At 36.7% G+C, this 21,135-nt stretch carries 16 protein-coding genes; all 16 read right to left on the reverse strand.

All coding sequences use genetic code 11. From position 1 onward, the window contains the following. Positions 1-10: 10 nt before the first annotated feature. Positions 11-1,777 carry a DUF4097 family beta strand repeat-containing protein gene (locus ACTQ54_RS11095; protein WP_441756887.1) on the reverse strand — a complete coding sequence of 589 codons (1,767 nt, stop codon included), beginning with the start codon at positions 1,775-1,777 and terminating at the stop codon, positions 11-13. Between the two features lie 262 nt (positions 1,778-2,039). Next, positions 2,040-4,859 (reverse strand): excinuclease ABC subunit UvrA, encoded by a 2,820-nt coding sequence (gene uvrA / locus ACTQ54_RS11100; RefSeq protein WP_441756889.1) that lies wholly within the window; start codon positions 4,857-4,859, stop codon positions 2,040-2,042. A 484-nt stretch (positions 4,860-5,343) separates the two neighbouring features. Beyond that, positions 5,344-6,324 carry a substrate-binding domain-containing protein gene (locus tag ACTQ54_RS11105; protein ID WP_441756891.1) on the reverse strand — a complete coding sequence of 327 codons (981 nt, stop codon included), beginning with the start codon at positions 6,322-6,324 and terminating at the stop codon, positions 5,344-5,346. Between the two features lie 302 nt (positions 6,325-6,626). After that, positions 6,627-7,283 (reverse strand): phosphate signaling complex protein PhoU, encoded by a 657-nt coding sequence (gene phoU, locus ACTQ54_RS11110; protein WP_441756893.1) that lies wholly within the window; start codon positions 7,281-7,283, stop codon positions 6,627-6,629. Between the two features lie 34 nt (positions 7,284-7,317). Then, positions 7,318-8,061 carry a phosphate ABC transporter ATP-binding protein PstB gene (gene pstB, locus ACTQ54_RS11115; protein WP_441756924.1) on the reverse strand — a complete coding sequence of 248 codons (744 nt, stop codon included), beginning with the start codon at positions 8,059-8,061 and terminating at the stop codon, positions 7,318-7,320. 17 nt (positions 8,062-8,078) lie between these two features. Beyond that, positions 8,079-8,897 (reverse strand): phosphate ABC transporter permease PstA, encoded by an 819-nt coding sequence (gene pstA / locus ACTQ54_RS11120; RefSeq protein ID WP_441756895.1) that lies wholly within the window; start codon positions 8,895-8,897, stop codon positions 8,079-8,081. After that, positions 8,897-9,760: a phosphate ABC transporter permease subunit PstC gene (pstC, locus tag ACTQ54_RS11125; protein WP_441756897.1), complete on the reverse strand. Its 864-nt coding sequence runs from the start codon at positions 9,758-9,760 to the stop codon at positions 8,897-8,899. The genes pstA and pstC overlap by 1 nt, the downstream gene beginning before the upstream one ends. A gap of 240 nt (positions 9,761-10,000) precedes the next feature. After that, positions 10,001-11,719 carry a two-component system histidine kinase PnpS gene (gene pnpS / locus ACTQ54_RS11130; protein WP_441756899.1) on the reverse strand — a complete coding sequence of 573 codons (1,719 nt, stop codon included), beginning with the start codon at positions 11,717-11,719 and terminating at the stop codon, positions 10,001-10,003. Next, on the reverse strand, positions 11,706-12,494 hold the full coding sequence (locus ACTQ54_RS11135) for a response regulator transcription factor (protein ID WP_441756901.1): 789 nt from the start codon (positions 12,492-12,494) through the stop codon (positions 11,706-11,708). Before ACTQ54_RS11135 ends, pnpS begins: the two co-directional genes overlap by 14 nt. A gap of 108 nt (positions 12,495-12,602) precedes the next feature. After that, entirely contained in the window at positions 12,603-13,493 is an 891-nt protein-coding gene (ftsX, locus tag ACTQ54_RS11140) for a permease-like cell division protein FtsX (RefSeq protein ID WP_441756903.1), read from the reverse strand. Then, positions 13,480-14,166 carry a cell division ATP-binding protein FtsE gene (ftsE, locus tag ACTQ54_RS11145; RefSeq protein ID WP_441756904.1) on the reverse strand — a complete coding sequence of 229 codons (687 nt, stop codon included), beginning with the start codon at positions 14,164-14,166 and terminating at the stop codon, positions 13,480-13,482. Before ftsE ends, ftsX begins: the two co-directional genes overlap by 14 nt. 94 nt (positions 14,167-14,260) lie before the next feature. Further along, a protein-coding gene (prfB, locus tag ACTQ54_RS11150) for a peptide chain release factor 2 (protein ID WP_441756926.1) occupies positions 14,261-15,374 on the reverse strand; the annotation gives its coding sequence in 2 pieces (ribosomal slippage) (positions 14,261-15,322 and positions 15,324-15,374; 1,113 coding nt in all). A gap of 88 nt (positions 15,375-15,462) precedes the next feature. After that, positions 15,463-17,886 (reverse strand): preprotein translocase subunit SecA, encoded by a 2,424-nt coding sequence (gene secA / locus ACTQ54_RS11155; RefSeq protein WP_441756906.1) that lies wholly within the window; start codon positions 17,884-17,886, stop codon positions 15,463-15,465. A 214-nt stretch (positions 17,887-18,100) separates the two neighbouring features. Then, positions 18,101-18,682, reverse strand: a complete 582-nt coding sequence (hpf, locus tag ACTQ54_RS11160) for a ribosome hibernation-promoting factor, HPF/YfiA family (RefSeq protein ID WP_441756908.1) — start codon at positions 18,680-18,682, stop codon at positions 18,101-18,103. 257 nt (positions 18,683-18,939) lie between these two features. Then, positions 18,940-19,686, reverse strand: a complete 747-nt coding sequence (locus ACTQ54_RS11165; protein ID WP_441756909.1) for a ComF family protein — start codon at positions 19,684-19,686, stop codon at positions 18,940-18,942. Continuing rightward, positions 19,679-21,079 (reverse strand): DEAD/DEAH box helicase, encoded by a 1,401-nt coding sequence (locus ACTQ54_RS11170; RefSeq protein ID WP_441756911.1) that lies wholly within the window; start codon positions 21,077-21,079, stop codon positions 19,679-19,681. Before ACTQ54_RS11170 ends, ACTQ54_RS11165 begins: the two co-directional genes overlap by 8 nt. Between the last annotated feature and the right edge of the window lie 56 nt (positions 21,080-21,135).

A 21,135-nucleotide genomic window follows, 5' to 3' on the forward strand; every position in this document is an offset into this window, starting at 1 on the left:
GTACCTTTATTTAATTCAAATCACTATCTTTTAAATAAATATCTCCAGTGGTTAACTGCACTTCAATTTTAGCCATCCCTGCATCCGAATGCGTCATTCGGCTATAACGACCGTTTTTACGATCTTTTGATTCAGACATAACCTCGATATTGCTTAAGCGGTTTTTAATTTCACCGAAAGAAATATTTGTTTCAACTTCTAAGTTCATCGATTCTGGCAAGGAGATTTTGCTATCTCCATTAACACTCTTTAATTTTATTGTACTATCATTCGTGTCGTTTTTGGTAATAAAATAGTCTCCATTGACAGTATTGGATACAATATTGCCAACTTTACCAACAATTCTAAAGTCTCCATTAATGTTTTTCACCGAAATATCACGAATTTCTGAGTCTTTAATCGTCATATCACCATTAAGAGAATCCAATTCTGCAAGAACGGCTTTAACACGATTTAAGCGCATATCACCATTTTTGTTAACAAGCAGCAAGTCATTACTTTCAATCCCTTCGATGGTTGTATCTCCATTTAACAAATCTAATTTAATATAATCATAGATACGTTTTGGTAGATATAAGGTTGCATCCATTGAGATACGTGGTGAAGATACCCGGAAAATTAATTGACTATTATCAACCGCAATGGTGCTTAATTGTTCAAAAGTCTCAACGGTATAAGCATCGAATTTTCCATGGAAACGAATTTCGCTATCCACTAAAACGGTATCTGCTTCATGCGCTTTAAGTTCTATTGAACCATTGTTTAACACAAAATCTATCACCGTTATATCCGCCGCATCATATACAAATTGATGCTGAATCGATTCTGTTTTCACCCATGGGACATTGAAAGACATATTAAACTCTTTCGTATTAAAGTTATCGACAAAATCTTTCATGCGTACCTTGAAAGTTTCTCCAAATTTTTGCCCTTCTTTGATAGCTTCTGAACCAAATTTATTCGCTTTATCAGCAGCTTGATCAACCATGCGTTTAAAATCTTGATGTTTATAGGCTGATTGTTGTGATTCAAAAGAGTTTAACTGGCTTTTAGTTTCTTCTAACTTATATTCTAGCTCAGTGATTTCTTTTTCAAGTTCCTCAATACGCATATTAAGATGTTCTTTTTGAGTCAACATTTCCTCAGTTGTTTCATCTAATTCAGCAAAAATTTCAATTTCTCTATGACGTTGTCTCGCCACAGTTAACGCTTCTTGCTTTTTATTGATGGCTTCTTCAAGTGTATCAATTTCCACAGATAGTTGATTAATTTTCTCAGCTAACTGAGCAACGTCTTCTTCTTTTACATCAGCTTGTTCTTGATTGTCTTGTATTTTGCTTTGATGATGATTTAAATCTTTTTCTAAGTCAGCTTGATCTTGGCGATATTCCGCGCTGAAATCAAAGTCTTCATCATAATATGAACTATTATGTGCATCCCCTTGCTTATCCGCGTCATTTAATTCTCTCAGATAGTTAGTAATGGAATCAAAAGTCCCTTTACCAAATTCTAAAGCATCATCCGCTAAACCTTTAATTTGCTTCGCAAAGTCAGATTCAATTTCTGTTTCTTCATCCTCTGAATAAATATCTTCTTTTTGATCGATTGCTTCTTCAAATGTTGTGATTTTTTCTTCGGTAACTTCAGCGTTATTTATTGTTTGAGATGTAGGGTTTGTACTTTGAGAGTTGCTTTTTGTCTCTAGTAAAGTCAGTGCCTCTTCAGTCGTAATAATACCTTGACGAACCAATTCAATAATTCTTTCTTTTTGATTCATGAAGAATCCCTCCTAATTTTAGGTTACGTTCTTTTCTACAATCCCTATTATGCCAAGTTTCGTTAAAGATTACATAGGTCTAGAGGCGGATTTTCACTTAGGTCCTAAGTAGTGGATGTGGAAAGTAGTCACCTTATAATTATTATAAACCAAAAAATCCGAACGGTTAAAATATAGGAAAATTAGCCTCAACATCAGTTTTCTGATTTTAACTAGCTCATTTGCAACACTATAATCTATGCGTTCGGATTGTTTTGTTATTTTATAAAATTTTTGCCAAATATTGGCCGGTATAACTGCCTTTTACTTTAGCTACTTCTTCTGGTGTGCCGGTGGCAATAATTTCTCCCCCGTTAACACCACCTTCAGGTCCTAAATCGATAATATAATCGGCTGTTTTAATCACATCTAAATTGTGTTCTATAATAACAACTGTATTTCCTGCTTCCACTAGACGATCGATAACTTGTAGTAGTTTACGAATATCATGTGGATGTAAGCCTGTTGTAGGTTCATCAAGAATATAGAATGTATCTCCTGTTGAAACTCTTTGTAGTTCAGAGGCTAATTTCATTCGTTGCGCCTCACCACCCGATAAGGTTGTAGCAGACTGGCCAAGACGAATGTAGCCTAAACCTACATCTAATAATGTTTTTAGTTTACGACTTATTTTAGGGATGGCATCAAAGAAAGCAACTCCTTCTTCGACAGTCATATCTAAAACATCAGCAATACTCTTACCTTTGTATTTAATTTCTAACGTTTCGGAATTATATCGTTTACCATGACAAACTTCACATGGCACATAGACATCTGAAAGGAAATGCATTTCAATTTTTTTAATCCCACCACCCGCACAAGCTTCACAGCGGCCACCTTTAACATTAAAACTAAAGCGACCTTTTGTATATCCTCTGACTTTCGCTTCATTGGTTTGAGCAAATAAGCCACGAATATCATCAAACACGCTAGTATAGGTTGCCGGATTAGAACGCGGTGTTCGACCGATTGGACTTTGATCGATATCAATTGTTTTTTCTAACTGTTCATAACCTTTAATGTCTTTAAATTTACCTGGACGTTCTTGGGTGCTCGTTAAACGTTTTTGTAAAGCTACTTTTAAAATAGAATTAACTAAACTACTTTTTCCAGAACCCGATACACCTGTTACACAAGTCAAGCGACCGATTGGGAATTTCACATCAATATTTTTCAAGTTATTTTCTTCTGCACCCATTACTTCAACCCAACCACGATCTTCATCTCTTCTTTTCTTAGGAACGGGGATAGCTTCTTTACCGCTTAAATATTTACCTGTAATGGAAGCTGAATTCGCCATTACTTCTTCTGGTGTCCCAACTGCGACGATTTCACCGCCTTTTTCGCCTGCACCTGGACCAATATCAATTAAATAATCCGCTGCCAACATGGTTTCATCGTCATGTTCTACCACGATGAGGGTGTTTCCAAGTTCACGCATTTGTTTAAGTGAATCAATTAAGCGCGCATTGTCTCTTTGATGCAAACCAATAGAAGGCTCATCTAAAATATATAACACGCCACTCAGGTTAGACCCAATTTGTGTGGCTAAACGAATACGTTGCGACTCGCCACCAGACAAGGAACCTGACACACGGCTTAATGTTAGATAGTCTAAACCAACGTTGTTTAAAAAAGTTAGACGATCCGTCACTTCTTTTAAAATCGGTTTAGCAATTAAATCATTGGACATGCTAAATTCAAGTTGATTGAAGTAATCGAGCGAATCATGAATCGAAAGATCGGTCACTTCAGCGATATTTTTTTCGCCAACTTTTACTGATAAGGCTTCTGGATTTAAACGTTGACCTTTACATGCAGGACAAGCAAGTTCTTGCATAAATTGGCGCATGACTTCACGTGTATAATCTGAATTAGTCTCATTGAAACGTCTTTCGACATTATTCATGACACCTTCAAAAACATGATCAATCGTTCTCTTGCCACCTGACATCGGTTCATAAGTAAATTTAAAGCTAGCATCTGGGGAACCATATTTTAATAATTCTTGTTGTTCTTTTGTCAGTTCTTCATAAGGAACATCCATTGGAATCTTGTATGCTTTACAAAATTGTTCTAACATCGAAGGATAATAGTTAGAACTGATTGGATTCCATGGAACAAATACCCCTTCTTCTAAAGTCTTACTTTTATTCGGTAATACAAGTTCTTCATCAACGGTTAAACGTACACCTAAGCCATCACATTCGCTACATGCGCCAAAAGGAGCATTAAAAGAAAACATACGTGGTTGTAATTCATCGACTGTGAAATCACAGAAGGGGCAGGCATAATGTTCATTAAAATACAAGACATCCTCACCATTATTAACATCCACAACAATATAACCGTCTGAAAAACGCAAAGCTTGTTCAACAGAGTCAAATAGACGGGAACGAATATCTTCTTTAATGACAATTCTGTCTACAACAACTTCAATGGTATGCTTTTTGTTTTTTTCTAATTCAGGTACTTCCGTAATATCATAGATTTCACCATCGACCCTAACACGGATATAACCTTCTTTTTCGATTTTTTGTAAACCTGTTTTGTGTTGACCTTTTTTTTCTCTTACATAAGGACTCAAAATTTGGATACGGGTCTTTACTGGAAGTTCTAAAATACGATTGACCATTTGCTCAGCTGAGGAACGTTCAATGGGTATATGGTGATTAGGACAATAAGGAACACCTACTCTAGCATAAAGTAATCTTAAGAAATCATTGATTTCTGTCGCTGTCCCTACTGTTGAACGTGGATTATGACTGGTTGTCTTTTGATCAATGGATATGGCAGGACTTAAGCCTTCAATTGAATCAACTTCTGGCTTATCCATTTGACCTAAAAACTGTCTAGCATAAGCAGACAAACTTTCTACATAGCGCCTTTGACCTTCTGCATATAAGGTATCAAAAGCTAAAGAACTTTTACCTGATCCTGACAAACCGGTCATGACAACGAGTTTATCACGGGGAATTTCTAAGTTTATATTTTTTAAATTATGTGATCTTGCACCTTTTATAACGATTTTATCTTTTGCCATCTAAGGATGCCTCTTTTCTAAGAAATAGATTTACACGCCATATTGTACCACATATCTTTAAAAAAGTACGAATATTTGTTCGCTAAAAAATGAGATTGGAACATGAGAAACTTACGATTCCGGTGTTTCTTGGCATGTTATTAAGTTGAGTTAGCTATTTTATTAGCGTGTATAAATTGTAATGATAGTGTTGATGGTGGTTAATGTGTGTTGTGTCGGTTTGGTGGGATTCTGAATGATATTATAGTAGTTTCATCCGAGCGGTTAGGTCACGCTCGGTTGAAAGGGTGATTTCATCCGAGCGGTTGGGTCGCGCTCAGTTGAAAGAGTGATTTCATCCGAGCGGTTGGGTCGCGCTCGGTTGAAAATTATTTAATTAAAGACAATAAAATAAACAGAAACCACTAGTTCGTAAATGAAATAGTGATTTCTGTTTTTTAGATATCTGAGACTTTTAGCCCCAAACTCGCTTTAAACGTTAAAATTATTGAGCTAATTCTGACCAGTCAGTTAATTCACCTAAAAAGATAGCACGAACGTTATCTAAAGAGATATCTTCTAATGCGTTGTCATTGTGAACAACAACTGCGATACCATCGATAGCGATAGCGTCAAATTCTAAAACTTCTTTTTCTTCATCAGTTAATTCACGAGAAGCCATACCTAAGTTAGCTGTACCGTTCATAGCAGCTTCCATACCAGCAGTAGATCCGTTTGAAGTAATATTAACAGTAACACCCTCGTTTAATGCTTGGTAAGCTTCAGCTAATGATTCCATTAAACCTGTAACAGATGTTGAACCAACAACTTCAATATTTCCTTCTAAACCTGAAGGCTCGTATGAAGGTAATGTAGAAGCAGTTTCTTCTTCAGAAGCCTCTTCTGTTGTTTCCTCTTCTGTTGTTTCTTCTGAAACTTCTTCTGTTGTTTCTTCTGTAGCTTCTTCAGATGTTTCTTCATCTTCAACAGCTTCTTCAGAATCTGCAGTTACTTGGATATATCCTTCATCTTCAGCGATTGCTTGACCTTCAGCTGAAAGAATGAATGATAAGAAGTCTTGTGTAACTTCGTCAAAGTTTTCTTCAGACCAAGCTACGTTAAATGGACGTGCGATTGGGTAGTCACCAGCAAGGATAGCTTCTGGAGTAGCTTCTGCGCCATCAACAGTTAAAGCTTTAACTGAATCGTCTAATGAACCTAATGAAATGTAACCAATTGCCGCAGGGTCGCCAGCTACTGATTGCATAACACCGTTAGTTGAGTTTTGGATAACAGCGGTAAGAGTAGTCATATCGTCGTCGTTTTCATCAACAACACCAACGATTTCTACGAATGCTCCACGAGTACCTGAACCATCTTCACGAGAAACAACGTTGATTGGACCTTCTTGAGCTAATGCTGAAATTGATGAAAGTGCCAACGCTGATGCAGCTAATACAGGTAAAACTTTTAATGCTTTTTTCATTAAGAAATCTCTCCTTTAATTTTAAGACTTTCGTCTCATAATGATACACGACAATTAACTATACAGGTAAAAAAGCATAGTTGCCGATTTACCGTATGAATTTATTATAACAACGGTTTGTGTATTTAATGTAAAATTATTGTAAACATTGTGTAAATTGTAATGTTTATAAAAACTTATTGTCAACAATTTTATTTATTTTTATAAGATACGATTAAATTTATTATGAAGACATTAAATACTTCTAATAAATAAAATAACCACCGCCAGTAAGTTACAGACGGTGGATAAATTAATTTTCACTAGTTTAACTCAACAATATCACCAGAATCTAAATAAATAATGCGTTCGCAAATATTCGTTAAATAGTCTCCGATACGTTCTAAACTTTGAGCCACATTAATGTAGCTAATACCTTGCTCAACAACTTCTGAATTATTTATCATGCGGTGTTGGGATTCGATGAAGACATCTTTAAGTAAAGCGTCAACCAACTCATCACGCTCAGCAATTTCACGTGCGGCTTCGACATCTCTATTTGCAAAGGCTGTGATTGTATCTGTTACCATTGGTTGGATAATATCGCCCATACGTTTGATCTTGTTGGATAATTCTTCAACATCAATACCAGGTTTTTCTCTTCTGATGATAGAGCGTGCGATTATAACAGCATGGTCTGCAATCCGTTCAATATCTAAACTAGCATGAATGACTGCAAAAATTAAGCGTAAATCTTCCGCCACCGGTTGTTGTAAGACGATCAAACGGTAGGCTTCACGTTCGATTTCAACCGTAGCTGCATTAATCCGTAAGTCATCACTAAACAATTCGTGTGCCAATTCTTTATCAAACTCTGTGTATGCTTTAATGGCTTTATGAACAGATTCATTGGCTGCATTACCTAGTTCAGCTAAATGTGTATGTAAAGATTCTAATTCGTGCATATATTGCTTTCTCATTCCATTGACCTCCTTTTTAATGTTAACGCAGATATTAACCAAAGCGTCCAGAAATATAGTCGTTTGTTCTTTGGTCATCTGGATTAGAAAATATTTTTTCCGTATCATCAAATTCTATCACTTCTCCTGATAAAAAGAAAGCGGTTTTATCCGAAATACGTGCTGCTTGTTGCATATTATGCGTTACAATAACAACTGTATATTTTTCTTTTAATTCTTGGATTAGCTCTTCAATTTTGTTAGTTGAAATCGGGTCAAGTGCAGATGTTGGCTCATCCATTAATAGAACCTCTGGGTTATTAGCAATCGCACGTGCTATACAAATACGTTGTTGTTGCCCACCAGAAATTTCAGTGGCTTTACGATGTAATTTATCTTTTACTTCATCCCAAATAGCTGCTCCACGTAAACTTTCTTCTACGATACGATCAAGTTCTTGAGTGTCTTTAATTCCATGTGTTCTTGGTCCATAAGCAATGTTATCGTAAATACTTTTTGGGAAAGGGTTTGGATGTTGGAATACCATCCCTACTCTCTTTCTTAAGTGATTCACATCATAATCTTTTTGATAAATATCTTCAGAATCTAAAGTAATTAAACCATCTACTTTCGCATATGGAACTAAATCTTGCATTCTGTTTAATGTTTTAATAAATGTCGACTTACCACATCCTGATGGACCGATAAAAGCCGTAACGACATTTTCTTCAATATCCATGTTGATATTTTTTAGAGCTTGAAAGTCACCATAGTAAAAGTCCAAGTCTTTAATTTGCATTTTAACCTTAGCCATGTTTATTTTCCTCCTGAACCAAGTTTATTACTAATACGGGTAGAAAATCCGTTAATAATTAACACTAAGATGATAAGTACAGTAGCCGTTGCATAAGCTTCGTTAACGTGGAAGCCTTCATTTGATAGAACATACATATGAACCGCCAATGTACGTCCAGAAGACATCAGATTGTTAACCATATTACTTGATGAACCTAGAGTATATAATAATGCAGCTGATTCACCAACAATTCTACCAATAGCGAGAATGATACCTGATAAAATACCTGGCATTGCGACAGGTAAAACAACAGTAAAGATTGTTCTTAATTTTCCAGCTCCCAAGGCTAGACTCCCCATACGCAAGGAATTATCCACACTATTTAATGCTTCTTCCGTAGATGAAATAATAATTGGTAGGATCATAATGGTGATGGTTAAAATCCCCCCCAAATGCGAATATCCCCATCCTAAGCGGATTACAAAGAACAACATCCCGAACAAACCATAAACAATGGATGGAATAGCTGCTAGGGTATCTGTTGCTAAACGAATAATTGATAGGAATTTACTCGATTGGTCCGCATACTCTACTAAATAAAATCCAGTGAAAATACCAACGGGTCCAGCTATCAATAAGGATGCCCCAACAATAATCAAAGTGGAAATAATCGCAGGGGTCATTGAAACATTAGCCGTTGTGTAGTTCCATGCAAAAATTTGCGGAGTTAAATATGGGACGCCATTCCACAAAATAAAGCCAATGATAAACAATAAAATTCCAACCGTAAATGCGGCAGCTAACCAAACGATAAAATGTGTAAAAGAAAATCTTTTCATTAGTTGTCACTACCTTTCGATTTAATGATCATAAAGGTTGTATTAATAATTAATATGAAAACAAATAAAACGACAGCCGTAGCAATTAAGGCTTCTCTATGTCGGCCAGATGCATAGGACATTTCTAGAACAATATTGGTTGTCAATGTACGAACTCCACTAGATAAGGATGTTGGAATAGCTGGTTGGTTACCCGTCACTAAAATAACCGCCATAGTCTCACCGATTGCACGTCCAATACCTAGAATGACTGATGATAAAATGCCTGATTTAGCTGCTGGTAAAACAACACTCATCACTGAACGTTCATGTGTAGCTCCTAAACCAACACTAGCTTGGTAAAAAGAGTCAGGTACCGCGCGTATAGCAGCTTCAGAAAGACCAATAATAGTTGGTAGAATCATAATACCTAGTAGAAGTGATGCTGTCAGAATATTCATCCCAGATCCACCAACGATATTTCTAATAAATGGAACAAAAATTTGTAAAGCGAAGAAACCATATACGATGGAAGGTATAGCTGCCATTAAGTTAATTGCAGGTTTTAGCCAACGATAAAGGGGTTTGGGACAAAAGCGAGCCATAAAAACAGCCGTAAGAATACCAATCGGAACACCGATAATAACAGCACCTGTCGTTACCACTAATGAACCTACAATCATTGGAAAAATACCAAATTGAGGATTCGATGCCCTAGGTCTCCAAGAGGTTCCTAAAACAAAGTTACCTAAGCCTTCTTCAAGAATAAAGGGTAAACCACCTTTAAAAATAAAGTAAAAAATTAATATAATTGATATAATCGAAATCGCTGCGCAAAACATAAAAACATACTTCATAATTGTTTCTGTCGCATTCCGTTGCATATACTTTCTCCTAACTTATATATATTAAAATCATTACAAAGATAATAATAATGAATCATTTATATTCTACACATGCATTGTAAATTTTATACCTTGTTTTATGTAAAGTTTTACGATTCACCTTACTTAACTTTAGCTTTTAAATGCTTATCAGACCAATAAATCAACGTTTAGATTAGGAACACATTAAATATCCGTCAATTGTAAATTTTATGTAAATTTTGTGTAAAGACTTAAAAACTAATACGGTAAAAATATAAAAAATGTTGAACCAACTCCAACTTCACTTTCTACCTCAATTTTACCATTTAAAATTTTAACTAAATTCCGGACAATGGATAAACCTAATCCCGTACCGCCAGAATTACGACTGCGTCCTTTATCTACCCGATAGAAACGCTCAAAAATACGTTCTTGATCAATTTCCGGGATTCCAATCCCATTATCCGATACAGAAAACTGTACGCCTTTACGTTTGCGACGAATTTTTATATGTATATCGCTCTCTTCTTCAGAATAATTAATGGCATTATCTATTAAATTTGTAAAAATCTGCTCAATACGATGCCGATCTGCCTTATACATCACAGGTTCGCTTGCATCAATCGATAAGTTAATCTTCTTAGCTTTTGCTTTTGCTAAAAAGAATTCAACACTAGCTTCTGCCGCTTCAACGATATCAAATTCATTAACCGTTACGGGTGCCGATTGTTTCTCTACACGTGATAATTCTAAAATATCATGGATAATAATTTCTAAACGATTACTCTCATTCGCAATAATTTCGACAAATTGTCGCGCAACCTCTGGCGTATCTATCGCCCCAGCTAACAGAGTTTCAGCAAAACCTTTAATGGCAGTAACGGGTGTTCTTAACTCGTGAGAAGCATTCGCAACAAATTCGGTCCTAACTGTTTCTAAGCGACGAATTTCTGATATATCGTAAAGTAAAACCAAGATCGAGTCATCATTAACCCCACTGTCTAGTAGAAAAGGAACGATATTTACATCGATAAATTTTGAATTGGGGACAAACATTTCAATTTCATCACGCAATGACGTTCTGTCTTTCATTACCCGTCGGATCATATTGGCTAATAAATAACTCTTAATGTAGGTTTCATAAGAGCGTCCTAAAGCACTGTCATCAATTTTTAAAAGAGAAGCTGCTGCCGGATTAAAGAGTTCTATTTTACCAGAATCGTTAATAACTAAAACACCTAGGTTTATGTGATCTAACATTAATGATAGTTTTTGTTCACTCGCACTCAAAATAATATGTTCTTTTTCCAAATGATTAGCTAAAGATTCAATTTGATAGCCTAATTCATCTACTTTAGGTTCAATTGTTTCCATATATGTAAAACTATAGTCGTTATCTTCAATTTTATGTAAGCCATCACTAATAAAATTCAATGCATGATGGATTTTTGCATACAAGCGTTTGTAAATAATGAAGAATGAACAAATAATCATAACTAAAATCATGATGACCGCAGCCCAAAAGATACGCCAATCATCGCTGAAATACTCTTGTGGAAAGCGTAAAAGAATCCATTGATTTCCCTCCATTTTCGCATTAACCCAAACATATTGCTTATTAAACCAACTATCACTAGTCTTATCTAGATCTGGCTTTGCTAAACGTTCAAGAACACTCGAAGTTAAACTTTCTTGAGGTAAATTACTCCATGAGATTTCTGGCAATTGCCGTGGCGAGGTTGTCGAGACATCATAAGAAGCCCCTTGAACTGAAGAAGCCCAAAAATGGCTAACATCTTCTTCAGTCAAAGCGGCTTGTGAATAATGAATAAGTGTATTTGTTTCTTCCACTGCTTGATGTTGAATCGTTTGGCGGACATAGAGGTAGAAAGTACCGACTAAGATAACCGCAGTGAGTATGAGGCTAATAACAGTAACTGTTTGACGATTTAATCTCGATTGTTTAATTCGACTCATACTCTTCTGGCACCTCAAATTTATATCCAAATCCTCTAACGGTAATGATATATTGTGGATTTTTAGTATTTTTTTCAATTTTCTCTCTTAAGTGGCTAATATGAACATCAACAATCCGGGTCTCACCCGCATAATCAAAGTTCCAAATATTATTGAGTAATTGTTCACGACTTAAAATACGACCTTTACGCAAAGCCATATACACCAACAACTCATATTCTTTAGGAGTAATTTCAATTGGCACTCCATCGACTAAAACTTCATAGCGATTAATATATATTTCCAAGGCTCCCAATTTCATCACTTGATTATCTTCTTGTTCAATCGCATCAAATTTAGAAACTGAATCGACTGGATTTCCCTCTTCACTTTCTGAACTTGTTTGCTCTAAGTTCATTTCAACTTCATTGGGCTCCATCCGTCTAAAAATCGCTTTGATACGTGCCACAACTTCTCTAGGACTAAAAGGCTTGGTTAAATAATCATCTGCCCCTAATTCAAGACCAATAATTTTGTCGTATTCGTCATCTTTAGCGGTTAACATCAAGATGGGCGTTTGGATGTTGTCTTGTCTAACACGTCGACAAACATCCATCCCATCCATTTTAGGCAGCATAATATCTAAAATAATAAAATCATATTGATTTTCTTTAATCATTTTATAGGCTTGCTTACCATCTTCAGCTGTTTCTACCGCATAACCTGCTTGATCTAAATTATATTCTAACAATGTCAAAATAGAAGGTTCGTCATCGACTACTAAAATACGTTTCATATCTAAGCCTCCACTCTCCTAAAATCTTTGTTCTTTTACATCATATCATGCTCATCTAAAAATTATAGTTTCCCATTCCTCATCCAAAAATAGAATGGAGATATTTATTTAAATTTTCAAAAATTGTTTCATTGAGCGACGGGCACCGATTACCCCTAAAATCATACCTATTATGAATAGACCTATACCGATGTATAGTAGCATCGGCCATACAGCCACTAGATTTAAGTTGACAATTCCCAACAGCTCACCTGGGGCACGCGTGATAAAGCTATATATTCCAAATAAGATTGCTGTCGCGAAAGCAGCCCCGATTAAGCCAATCAAAGCTCCTTCAATGGCAAATGGCGCGCGAATAAAACTATTTTTCGCACCGACTAAACGCATAATTTCAATTTCCGTTTGCCGAGCTGAAATTGTTGCTTTGATTGTGTTAGATACAAGCAAGACCGCCACAACAATAAATACCGCTGAAACTATAGCTAAAATATAGCGACTTGTTTCAAGAATATTGACAATATTTTCAGTATTGAAGCCACCATATTCAACATTTGCAACCGAATCAAATTGTGTAATCTTTTCAGCAACGCTGGCTAGCTGATTCGGGTCTTCAACATTTACAACAAAAATATTATATAGCGGATTGGAATCGCCCTCGAAGAGCTCGAATTCACTACCATAATTTTCAATTAAATTGGCTAACTCTTCTTCTTTAGACCGATAGGTCACGCCTGTCACTTCAGCTAAACTTTCAATCTCATCTTTTAATGCGGCTTCGTCCTCAGATTCAGCTAGTAAATCAATATGGACACGTACTTGAAGGCCTTGTTCAATGCTATCAGCCAATACATTCATATTCACTAATAAAATAGACAAGCCACCTACCATAATAAGCGTTAACGTCATCGTCATGATGGAAGTCGTCGTCATCCAACCATTTCTAAACAAATTACGAAAACCATCACGGATATGACGGAAAAAGTTTCTAATTGCGTTCATTATAGGCCCCCTTATACTCATCACGGACAATTTTACCTTGATTAATCCGAATAACCCGATGTTTATAACGGTTCACCAATGTATCATTATGTGTTCCCATAATAATGGTTGTTCCAGTTAAGTTAATCTCTTCCAGAACTTTAAAAATATCATCGGCTGTTTCTGGATCAAGATTTCCTGTTGGCTCATCCGCAATTAATATACTAGGTTTATTGGCCATTGCGCGAGCAATTGCAACACGTTGCATTTCGCCTCCGGATAACTCAGCTGGCATTTGATGGATTTTATGCCTTAAGTCAACCAAGCCCAACACCTCATTGACCCGTTTCTTAATGTCTTTTTTGCTTTTACCGGTTACTTCTAAAGCATAAGCAACATTTTCATAGACATTTAATTTAGGTAATAGTTTAAAGTCTTGAAAGACAACTCCGACATAACGTCTTAAAAAAGGAACGTCTTTTTCTTTCATATCGTTTAAAATATATTTACCAACTGTAATTTTTCCTGAATTAGCTTTTTCTTCACGGTAAATTAACTTCATCAAAGTTGATTTACCTGAACCACTTGGTCCCACCAAATAGACAAATTCACCTTGTTCGATACGTAAACTCACCTGATCAACGGCTTTAATTCCGTTAGCGTATTGTTTAACTACATCTGTAAATTGAATCATTTTATTGAGATCTCCTATTTTATCTATGATTAAGGTTAATCATACTTTATTTTTATTAAGGGCACGATTTAAAAAGTTGACAATTTCATGACGATTATTCGTCATCTGATTGAATGGACCACTTCAAATAGGCGTCGATAAATCCATTGAGATCTCCGTCCATAACGGCTTGAACTTGACCAACTTCGTATTGCGTCCGATGATCTTTAACCATTGAATAAGGATGGAAAACATACGACCGAATCTGAGAACCCCAGGCAATTTCTTTTTGATCCCCTTTTACTTCTGCCAATTCAGCTGCTTTCTTCTCTTCTTCTAATTGATAAAGTTTGGCTTTCAATAAATTCATCGCTGTTTCTCTATTTTGTAATTGTGAACGTTGGGACTGACTTTGCGTCACAATACCGGTTGGAATATGCGTAATACGTACAGCAGAGGATGTTTTATTGATATGTTGCCCACCAGCACCACTAGCACGAAAAGTATCAATTCTTAAATCATCCGGATTAACTTCTACTTCAACCGTATCATCAAGGACAGGTGTCACTTCAACGGATGCAAATGACGTATGGCGACGGCTATTAGAATCAAAAGGTGAAATTCGAACCAAACGATGAATCCCCTTTTCAGATTTTAAGTAACCATAAGCTAATGGCCCGCTAATGGCTAAGGTAACGCTTTTAATTCCCGCTTCGTCCCCATCATGATAGTCAATCACCTCGACAGAAAACCCTTGTTGGTCGGCCCATCTTTGGTACATCCGCATTAACATACTTCCCCAGTCTTGAGATTCCGTTCCACCTGCACCAGGATGGATTTCTAAAATCGCATCATTACGATCATGAGGACCTGACAATAATAATTTTAATTCATAATTTTCTAACTGTTCATTCAATAACCCAATGCTTGTTTCTACTTCTTCCAACAAATCTTCATCTTGGGTCTCATTATACAATTCCAAACCAAGACTAATATCATCGACTCTTTCAGACATGGTTGTAAATTCTTCAAAAGTGGATTTAGCCTGATTCAATTCTTTCATTACTTTTTGCGCAGCTTCATTATCATCCCAGAAACCACTTTGAGCCATTTGATATTCATAATCCGCAATATCTGCTTCTAAGGCATCTAAGTCAAAGTGCCCTCCTATAGCTGTTGACTTGCTCACTTGCTTCTTCAATAAACTGTTTCATTTCATATAATTCCATCATAAATATCTCCTTTTAAAACTTTATTTAAGCCATAACGGTAAAAAACTGTTCCAGCATCTATCGATTGGAACAGTTTTTTATATAATTAGGCTGTTGGCATTGGACGTCCTGCTGGTCTTGGCGTAGATTGATTCACTTGTTCACGCTCCACATTTTGACGAATTTGTGCTTTCATCACAAAACGTGTCACTTCTTGTTCAATCGCAGCAATCATTTCTTGGAAGCGATCATAACCTTCCGTTTGGTATTCCGTTAAAGGATTCGTTTGAGCATAAGCTCTTAAACCAACACCTTGACGTAAATTATCCATCATATCAATATGATCTGTCCATTTGCTATCAACGACTTTTAAAATAATAACTTTTTCAAATTCAGCGACTTGTTCAGGTCCATTCAATTGGCTAACTTTTTCGTCATAGGCTGTCTCTGCTAGATTATATAAATAATCCACTAATTCATTGGCTGATTTATTTTCTAAATCGGCTAAAGTAATAGAATCAGGTGATACTAAATTCGCTTTAGCATATTCTAACAAGGCATCTAATTGCCAATTTTTTCTTTCGCCTTCTGTCGCATAAGCCACTTGACGAGAAATCGTCCGTTTAATCATGGCTTTAACATACTCTGTTAATGAACCTTCACTTTGAATCACTTCAAGTCTTTGTCCGTAAATAACTTCACGTTGCTCACGCATCACTTCGTCATACTCTAAAACGTTTTTACGCGTATCATAGTTATTTCCTTCAACGCGTTTTTGAGCAGATTCTACCTGACGAGACAACATTTTACTTTGAATTGCTAAATCTTCTTCAGAGTCTTCTGCATTTAGTCGTTGCCATACCGCTTGAATTCTATCTGATCCAAAACGACGCATTAAATCATCTTCTAGTGATAAGTAGAATTGTGAAGCACCTGGGTCACCTTGACGTCCAGCACGTCCACGAAGTTGGTTATCAATCCGACGTGATTCATGACGTTCTGTACCAATGACACATAAGCCACCACGTTCAACGACACCACTACCTAACTTAATGTCCGTTCCACGTCCAGCCATGTTTGTTGCAATCGTTACAGCGCCACGTTGACCTGCTTGCATAATAATTTCAGCTTCTTTAAAGTGATTTTTTGCATTTAGGACTTCGTGCGGGATACCTTCTTTAGTTAACAAACGTGATAAGTATTCAGATGTCTCAACCGCAACGGTACCTACAAGAAGTGGTTGACCTTCTGCGTGGCGTTGTTTAATATCTTCAACAACTGCCTTAAACTTAGATTTTAAGTTTGGATATAATAAATCCGGTGCATCATCACGAATAACAGGTCTGTTAGTTGGAATTTGAATAACGTTCATATTATAAATTTCACGGAATTCTTCTTCTTCCGTTTTAGCTGTACCTGTCATCCCCGCTAGTTTTTTATACATACGGAAATAGTTTTGGAAAGTAATAGTTGCCATTGTTTTCGATTCATTTTCAATCTTAACACCTTCTTTGGCTTCAATCGCTTGGTGAAGTCCATCAGAATAACGGCGACCTTCCATGATACGACCTGTAAATCCGTCAACAATTTTCACTTGACCTTCATCTACAACATAATCAATATCGTGTAACATAATATAGTTCGCTCTTAGCGCTTGATCAATATGGTGAACTAAGGCTGTATGTTCTGGTTCATATAAGTTTTCTAAACGAAAAACACGTTCAGCTTTATCGACACCTTCATCGGTTAATGCAATGGTTTTAGAAGACAAATCAATCGTATAGTCTTCTTCTTCTTTTAATCCTTTAACAAAATAATCTGCACGTGTATAAAGTGCGGTTGATTTTCCAGCTTGTCCAGAAATAATTAAAGGAGTTCTCGCCTCATCAATTAAAATCGAATCGACCTCATCCACAACAGCAAATTGTAATGGACGTTGAACCATTTGATGTTGATGAACAACCATATTATCTCTTAAATAGTCAAAGCCAAGTTCATTGTTTGTACTATAAGTGATATCACAATTGTAAGCTGCACGCTTTTCAGCTGAATTCATTGAGTTTAAGTTCAAACCAACGGTTAAACCTAAGAAGCGGAAGATTTCTCCCATTTCTTTCGAGTCACGTGTGGCTAAATAATCGTTAACAGTAACAACGTGAACACCTTTACCAGCAAGTGCGTTTAAATAAACAGGCATGGTGGCTGTTAATGTTTTACCTTCTCCTGTTTTCATCTCAGCAATGTTACCATCATGGATAACAATACCACCTTGGATTTGTACTTTATAAGGTGTTAAACCAATCACACGGCTTGCTGCCTCACGGACTACCGCAAAAGCTTCAACTAAAATATCATCCAATGAGTTACCATTTGCTAATTTGGCTCTTAATTCTGTTGTCATATTTCTTAATTCTTCATCCGACATTTGTTTAAATGTAGGTTCCATAGCAATAACTTCATCTGCTATTTTCCCTGTACGATTTAACTCTGCTTTATCATTTTCGATTAAATTACGAAGGAAGTTCGCCATTTATTAATTACTCCTTTTTAGTGCGGCACGCACCTATCTATTTAGTCGTTGTTCATTCAAGTAAATAAACCTCATTTTACATTGTATCATTATTTTTTACTATTGGGTAGAAAGAATTATGGATTATTGGGAGTTTATTAGATGCAATTTATTATATCGTTTTATAGGCAAAGCAAAAAAGAGTAGGTTTCCCTACTCTTACACAAGGCTTAAATTAATTTACAGATGTTTCAATTAAACCGTAACGTCCATCTTTACGACGGTAAACGATACTAATATCCATTGTTTCAGCATCTGTATAAATGAAAAAGTCATGGCCTAGCATATTCATTTGTAATACAGCTTCTTCACTGTCCATTGGTTTTAAACTGATACGTTTAGAACGAACAATTTCCAATTCTGGTTCTCCATTAGTTGGGCTTGGAGCAGGACGATTAGCTGCTTCAGCCGCTTCTAAATTCGCACCATTTTTAATGCCTGAATAGCCTTTTTCACGAGATTTACGGTTAATTTTTGTTTTATATTTTCTTACTTGGCGTTCAAGTTTATCCACTACAAAATCAATACTTGCATATAAATCCGGGGTAGTTTCTTCTGCACGCAAAACTAAAAATGATAGTGGAATGGTCACTTCAGCCTTAGCTGTTTTATCTGGGTAAACTTTTAAGTTAACATAAGCAGTAGCATCAGGTACATCTTCGAAAAAGCGCTCAAGTTTAGCCACCTTTTTCTCAGCATAATCCCTAATTGCTTTGGTCACCTCAACATTTTCCCCACGCACGTTATAAGTAAACATATAAATCCCTCATTTCCAATATATTTTTGGTAGAACCATATTGAGTAGAGGTACTATTTTTCTAATAATGTTAGGTCAAAGGAAAATTGATCATTTCTTACGCTCGCACATTATCACTCAACCAGTACACCTATCAAATAAGGTACTACCAAGATTCAAAAAGCACTTTCCTTTGCTTTTATTAATTATAGCACAAATTCTGCTGACTGAAAACGTAAACACTCATTAATTTTAAATCAGGATTTACTTAAGCATTCCTAATTGTTTTCTTGATGATGGGCTAAGGTTAACGAATCAAGTTGTATCTCCTTTTTATTTTTCTGGAAAGCTTGAAATAGCAAACTCTTTGCTTGCAACATTGTGGCACCGGTTGTGTAAACATCGTCAAAAAGGAGATATTTATTATGAGAAAAAGAAAAGTCGGATTTGATTTTAAAAGAAGCTTTAAGTTTTATCCGATCAGCCCGTGTTTTCTTGGCTTGCTTTTGCCCATCTCCCGTGTAAATAAAGGGGCTACTGTAAGGAATTTCTGCCTCATCCAATAGCATGGCTATGCTATGAAAGCCTCTTTCCGCAAGGCTAGAAGCTGAGCTAGGTAGAATTAACCAGTGGTGTTGGGCATACTGTGTATGGATTTTTTTAAGGGGCTCAGTCATCACTTTTGCCATTCGGATGTCGCCATGGTATTTGTAGCGACTCAACCATTCACTAAAGGTATCGTCGTATTGATAAATTGAAGTATTCGACAGCAACACTTCAGGATACAATTTCAGCCAGCGGTAGCAGTCGTAGCAATATAAATATTCATTTGCTTCTTCTTCAGTCTTAGACATGGGGCGCTGGCAGCCGCGGCAGTCTGTTTCTGAATGCGCAAGTTCGCAAAATAAATCCGAGCACTTCAAGCATAAAACAGGAAACTGCAGAGGTCTCAAGCCAATCAGTTGATCCCAAGATAAATCATATTGCAGCGGACTTTGGCAATACAAACATAAAGACTTAGTCATAAGCAATCAAACCTCGCTCCAGTGCTAATCGGTTCATCTGCTGGATTTCTTGGCGAGCTTCTTTCATTTTTTGATTGATCCCATTATGAGCATAAATTAATTCTCCTGTAGGAAAGTCCGCTCGCCTGCCGACTCTGCCACTCATTTGAACTAAGGCTGCCCGAGAATACATCGGACTTTCACTGCCGACAATACAAACGTGGCAGTGCGTAAAAGTGACCCCGCGCTCGAGAATCGTTGTAACGATGAGGCCGTCATATTCACCTGCACGTAAAGAAGCAATTTTCTCCTTTCGCATTGGGTCTTGGGCATGGACATAGGCTAAACGTATGTCGGGCAAAGCTGTATTTAGCCACGCAAACAGGCTTTCAGCTAATTGAATGTGGGGCATAAAAACTAACTTAACGCCTTCAATGGCTAAAAATTGTCTCAGTAGACGATATAACTTAGAGTATTTACTTTTCTTTCGAATCGCTTCCCTCCAGTCTCCAATCCACTGGAAGACGGGTTCCGGTAAACGATAACCGTGATAACGTGCCGGAAGTGTAACAACCTCCAAGGCTTCTTCTTTAATTAATGCTGCCAAAGCTTCATCGGGTGTGGCAGTCAAATAAATTTGCTTACCATCTTTTTTCACGGCTTGCTTGACGGCATAATGCAACATATTGCTAGCAGCATAAGGGTAAGCGTCTACTTCATCGACAATTAAGAGATCAAAAGCTTCTTTAAATCGCAATAATTGATGCGTTGTCGCAATAACAATGGGTGTATAGCGGTAACTTTCTTCCATGCCTCCATACAAAACGATCACATCCACTTTTTGGAAGGCTGCTTGAAGCCGCGGGAAAAGCTCGATACAAACATCAATTCTGGGACTTGCCAATCCCACCCGTCCTCCAGCCATAAGAACGTGATCAATGACAGGAAAAATCATTTCTGTTTTGCCCGCTCCCGTTACGGCATGCACCAAAAACGGAATATTTTTGTTATTCAAACTCGTAATTAAAGCTTTAGAAGCTCGTGCTTGTTCATTTGACAAGTTCCCTTCCCAAGTCAAAAAAGAGGACTTTGTTTGCGGTAGTTCGATGGTTGGAGCAGGAAAATGATAAATATACATCCCTTGCGTCATCCGCCCCATTTGAATACACTCCAAACAATAATAACTTGCTGGTCGATTGTCCAATGCCGGCAATTGCGCAAAATGCTCCAATTGTTGGTTGTCACAGCGAAAACACCAAGGACTTTCACCTTTCATTTGAATCGCTTCATAACGAACCGCCTCAATTAGCACATCTTCCAACTTTTCATCTGAACCTTTGGCTTGAATTAAAAAACGAATATTTTGCTCTGTCACTAGCCGCCCTTCTAAATCATGCAGAATACCTTTCAACATCATCAACTCCTTTTTTGTACTACACATATATACACAAAAAAAGTCGATTTCCATTA

Origin of the sequence: Fundicoccus sp. Sow4_H7 (assembly GCF_052115865.1) — a bacterium.
GTDB lineage: Bacteria > Bacillota > Bacilli > Lactobacillales > Aerococcaceae > Fundicoccus_A.

Bases quoted from the DNA above. Each gene is read 5' to 3' on its own strand.
- uvrA (WP_441756889.1), bottom strand. From the start codon at position 4,859: ATGGCAAAAGATAAAATCGTTATAAAAGGTGCAAGATCACATAATTTA.
- ACTQ54_RS11135 (WP_441756901.1), bottom strand. From the start codon at position 12,494: ATGAAACGTATTTTAGTAGTCGATGACGAACCTTCTATTTTGACATTG.
- phoU (WP_441756893.1), bottom strand. From the start codon at position 7,283: ATGAGAAAGCAATATATGCACGAATTAGAATCTTTACATACACATTTA.
- ACTQ54_RS11165 (WP_441756909.1), bottom strand. From the start codon at position 19,686: ATGACTAAGTCTTTATGTTTGTATTGCCAAAGTCCGCTGCAATATGAT.
- ACTQ54_RS11170 (WP_441756911.1), bottom strand. From the start codon at position 21,079: ATGTTGAAAGGTATTCTGCATGATTTAGAAGGGCGGCTAGTGACAGAG.
- pstA (WP_441756895.1), bottom strand. From the start codon at position 8,897: ATGAAAAGATTTTCTTTTACACATTTTATCGTTTGGTTAGCTGCCGCA.
- ftsE (WP_441756904.1), bottom strand. From the start codon at position 14,166: ATGATTCAATTTACAGATGTAGTTAAACAATACGCTAACGGAATTAAA.
- pstB (WP_441756924.1), bottom strand. From the start codon at position 8,061: ATGCAAATTAAAGACTTGGACTTTTACTATGGTGACTTTCAAGCTCTA.
- ftsX (WP_441756903.1), bottom strand. From the start codon at position 13,493: ATGAACGCAATTAGAAACTTTTTCCGTCATATCCGTGATGGTTTTCGT.
- secA (WP_441756906.1), bottom strand. From the start codon at position 17,886: ATGGCGAACTTCCTTCGTAATTTAATCGAAAATGATAAAGCAGAGTTA.
- hpf (WP_441756908.1), bottom strand. From the start codon at position 18,682: ATGTTTACTTATAACGTGCGTGGGGAAAATGTTGAGGTGACCAAAGCA.
- pnpS (WP_441756899.1), bottom strand. From the start codon at position 11,719: ATGAGTCGAATTAAACAATCGAGATTAAATCGTCAAACAGTTACTGTT.
- ACTQ54_RS11095 (WP_441756887.1), bottom strand. From the start codon at position 1,777: ATGAATCAAAAAGAAAGAATTATTGAATTGGTTCGTCAAGGTATTATT.
- pstC (WP_441756897.1), bottom strand. From the start codon at position 9,760: ATGCAACGGAATGCGACAGAAACAATTATGAAGTATGTTTTTATGTTT.
- ACTQ54_RS11105 (WP_441756891.1), bottom strand. From the start codon at position 6,324: ATGAAAAAAGCATTAAAAGTTTTACCTGTATTAGCTGCATCAGCGTTG.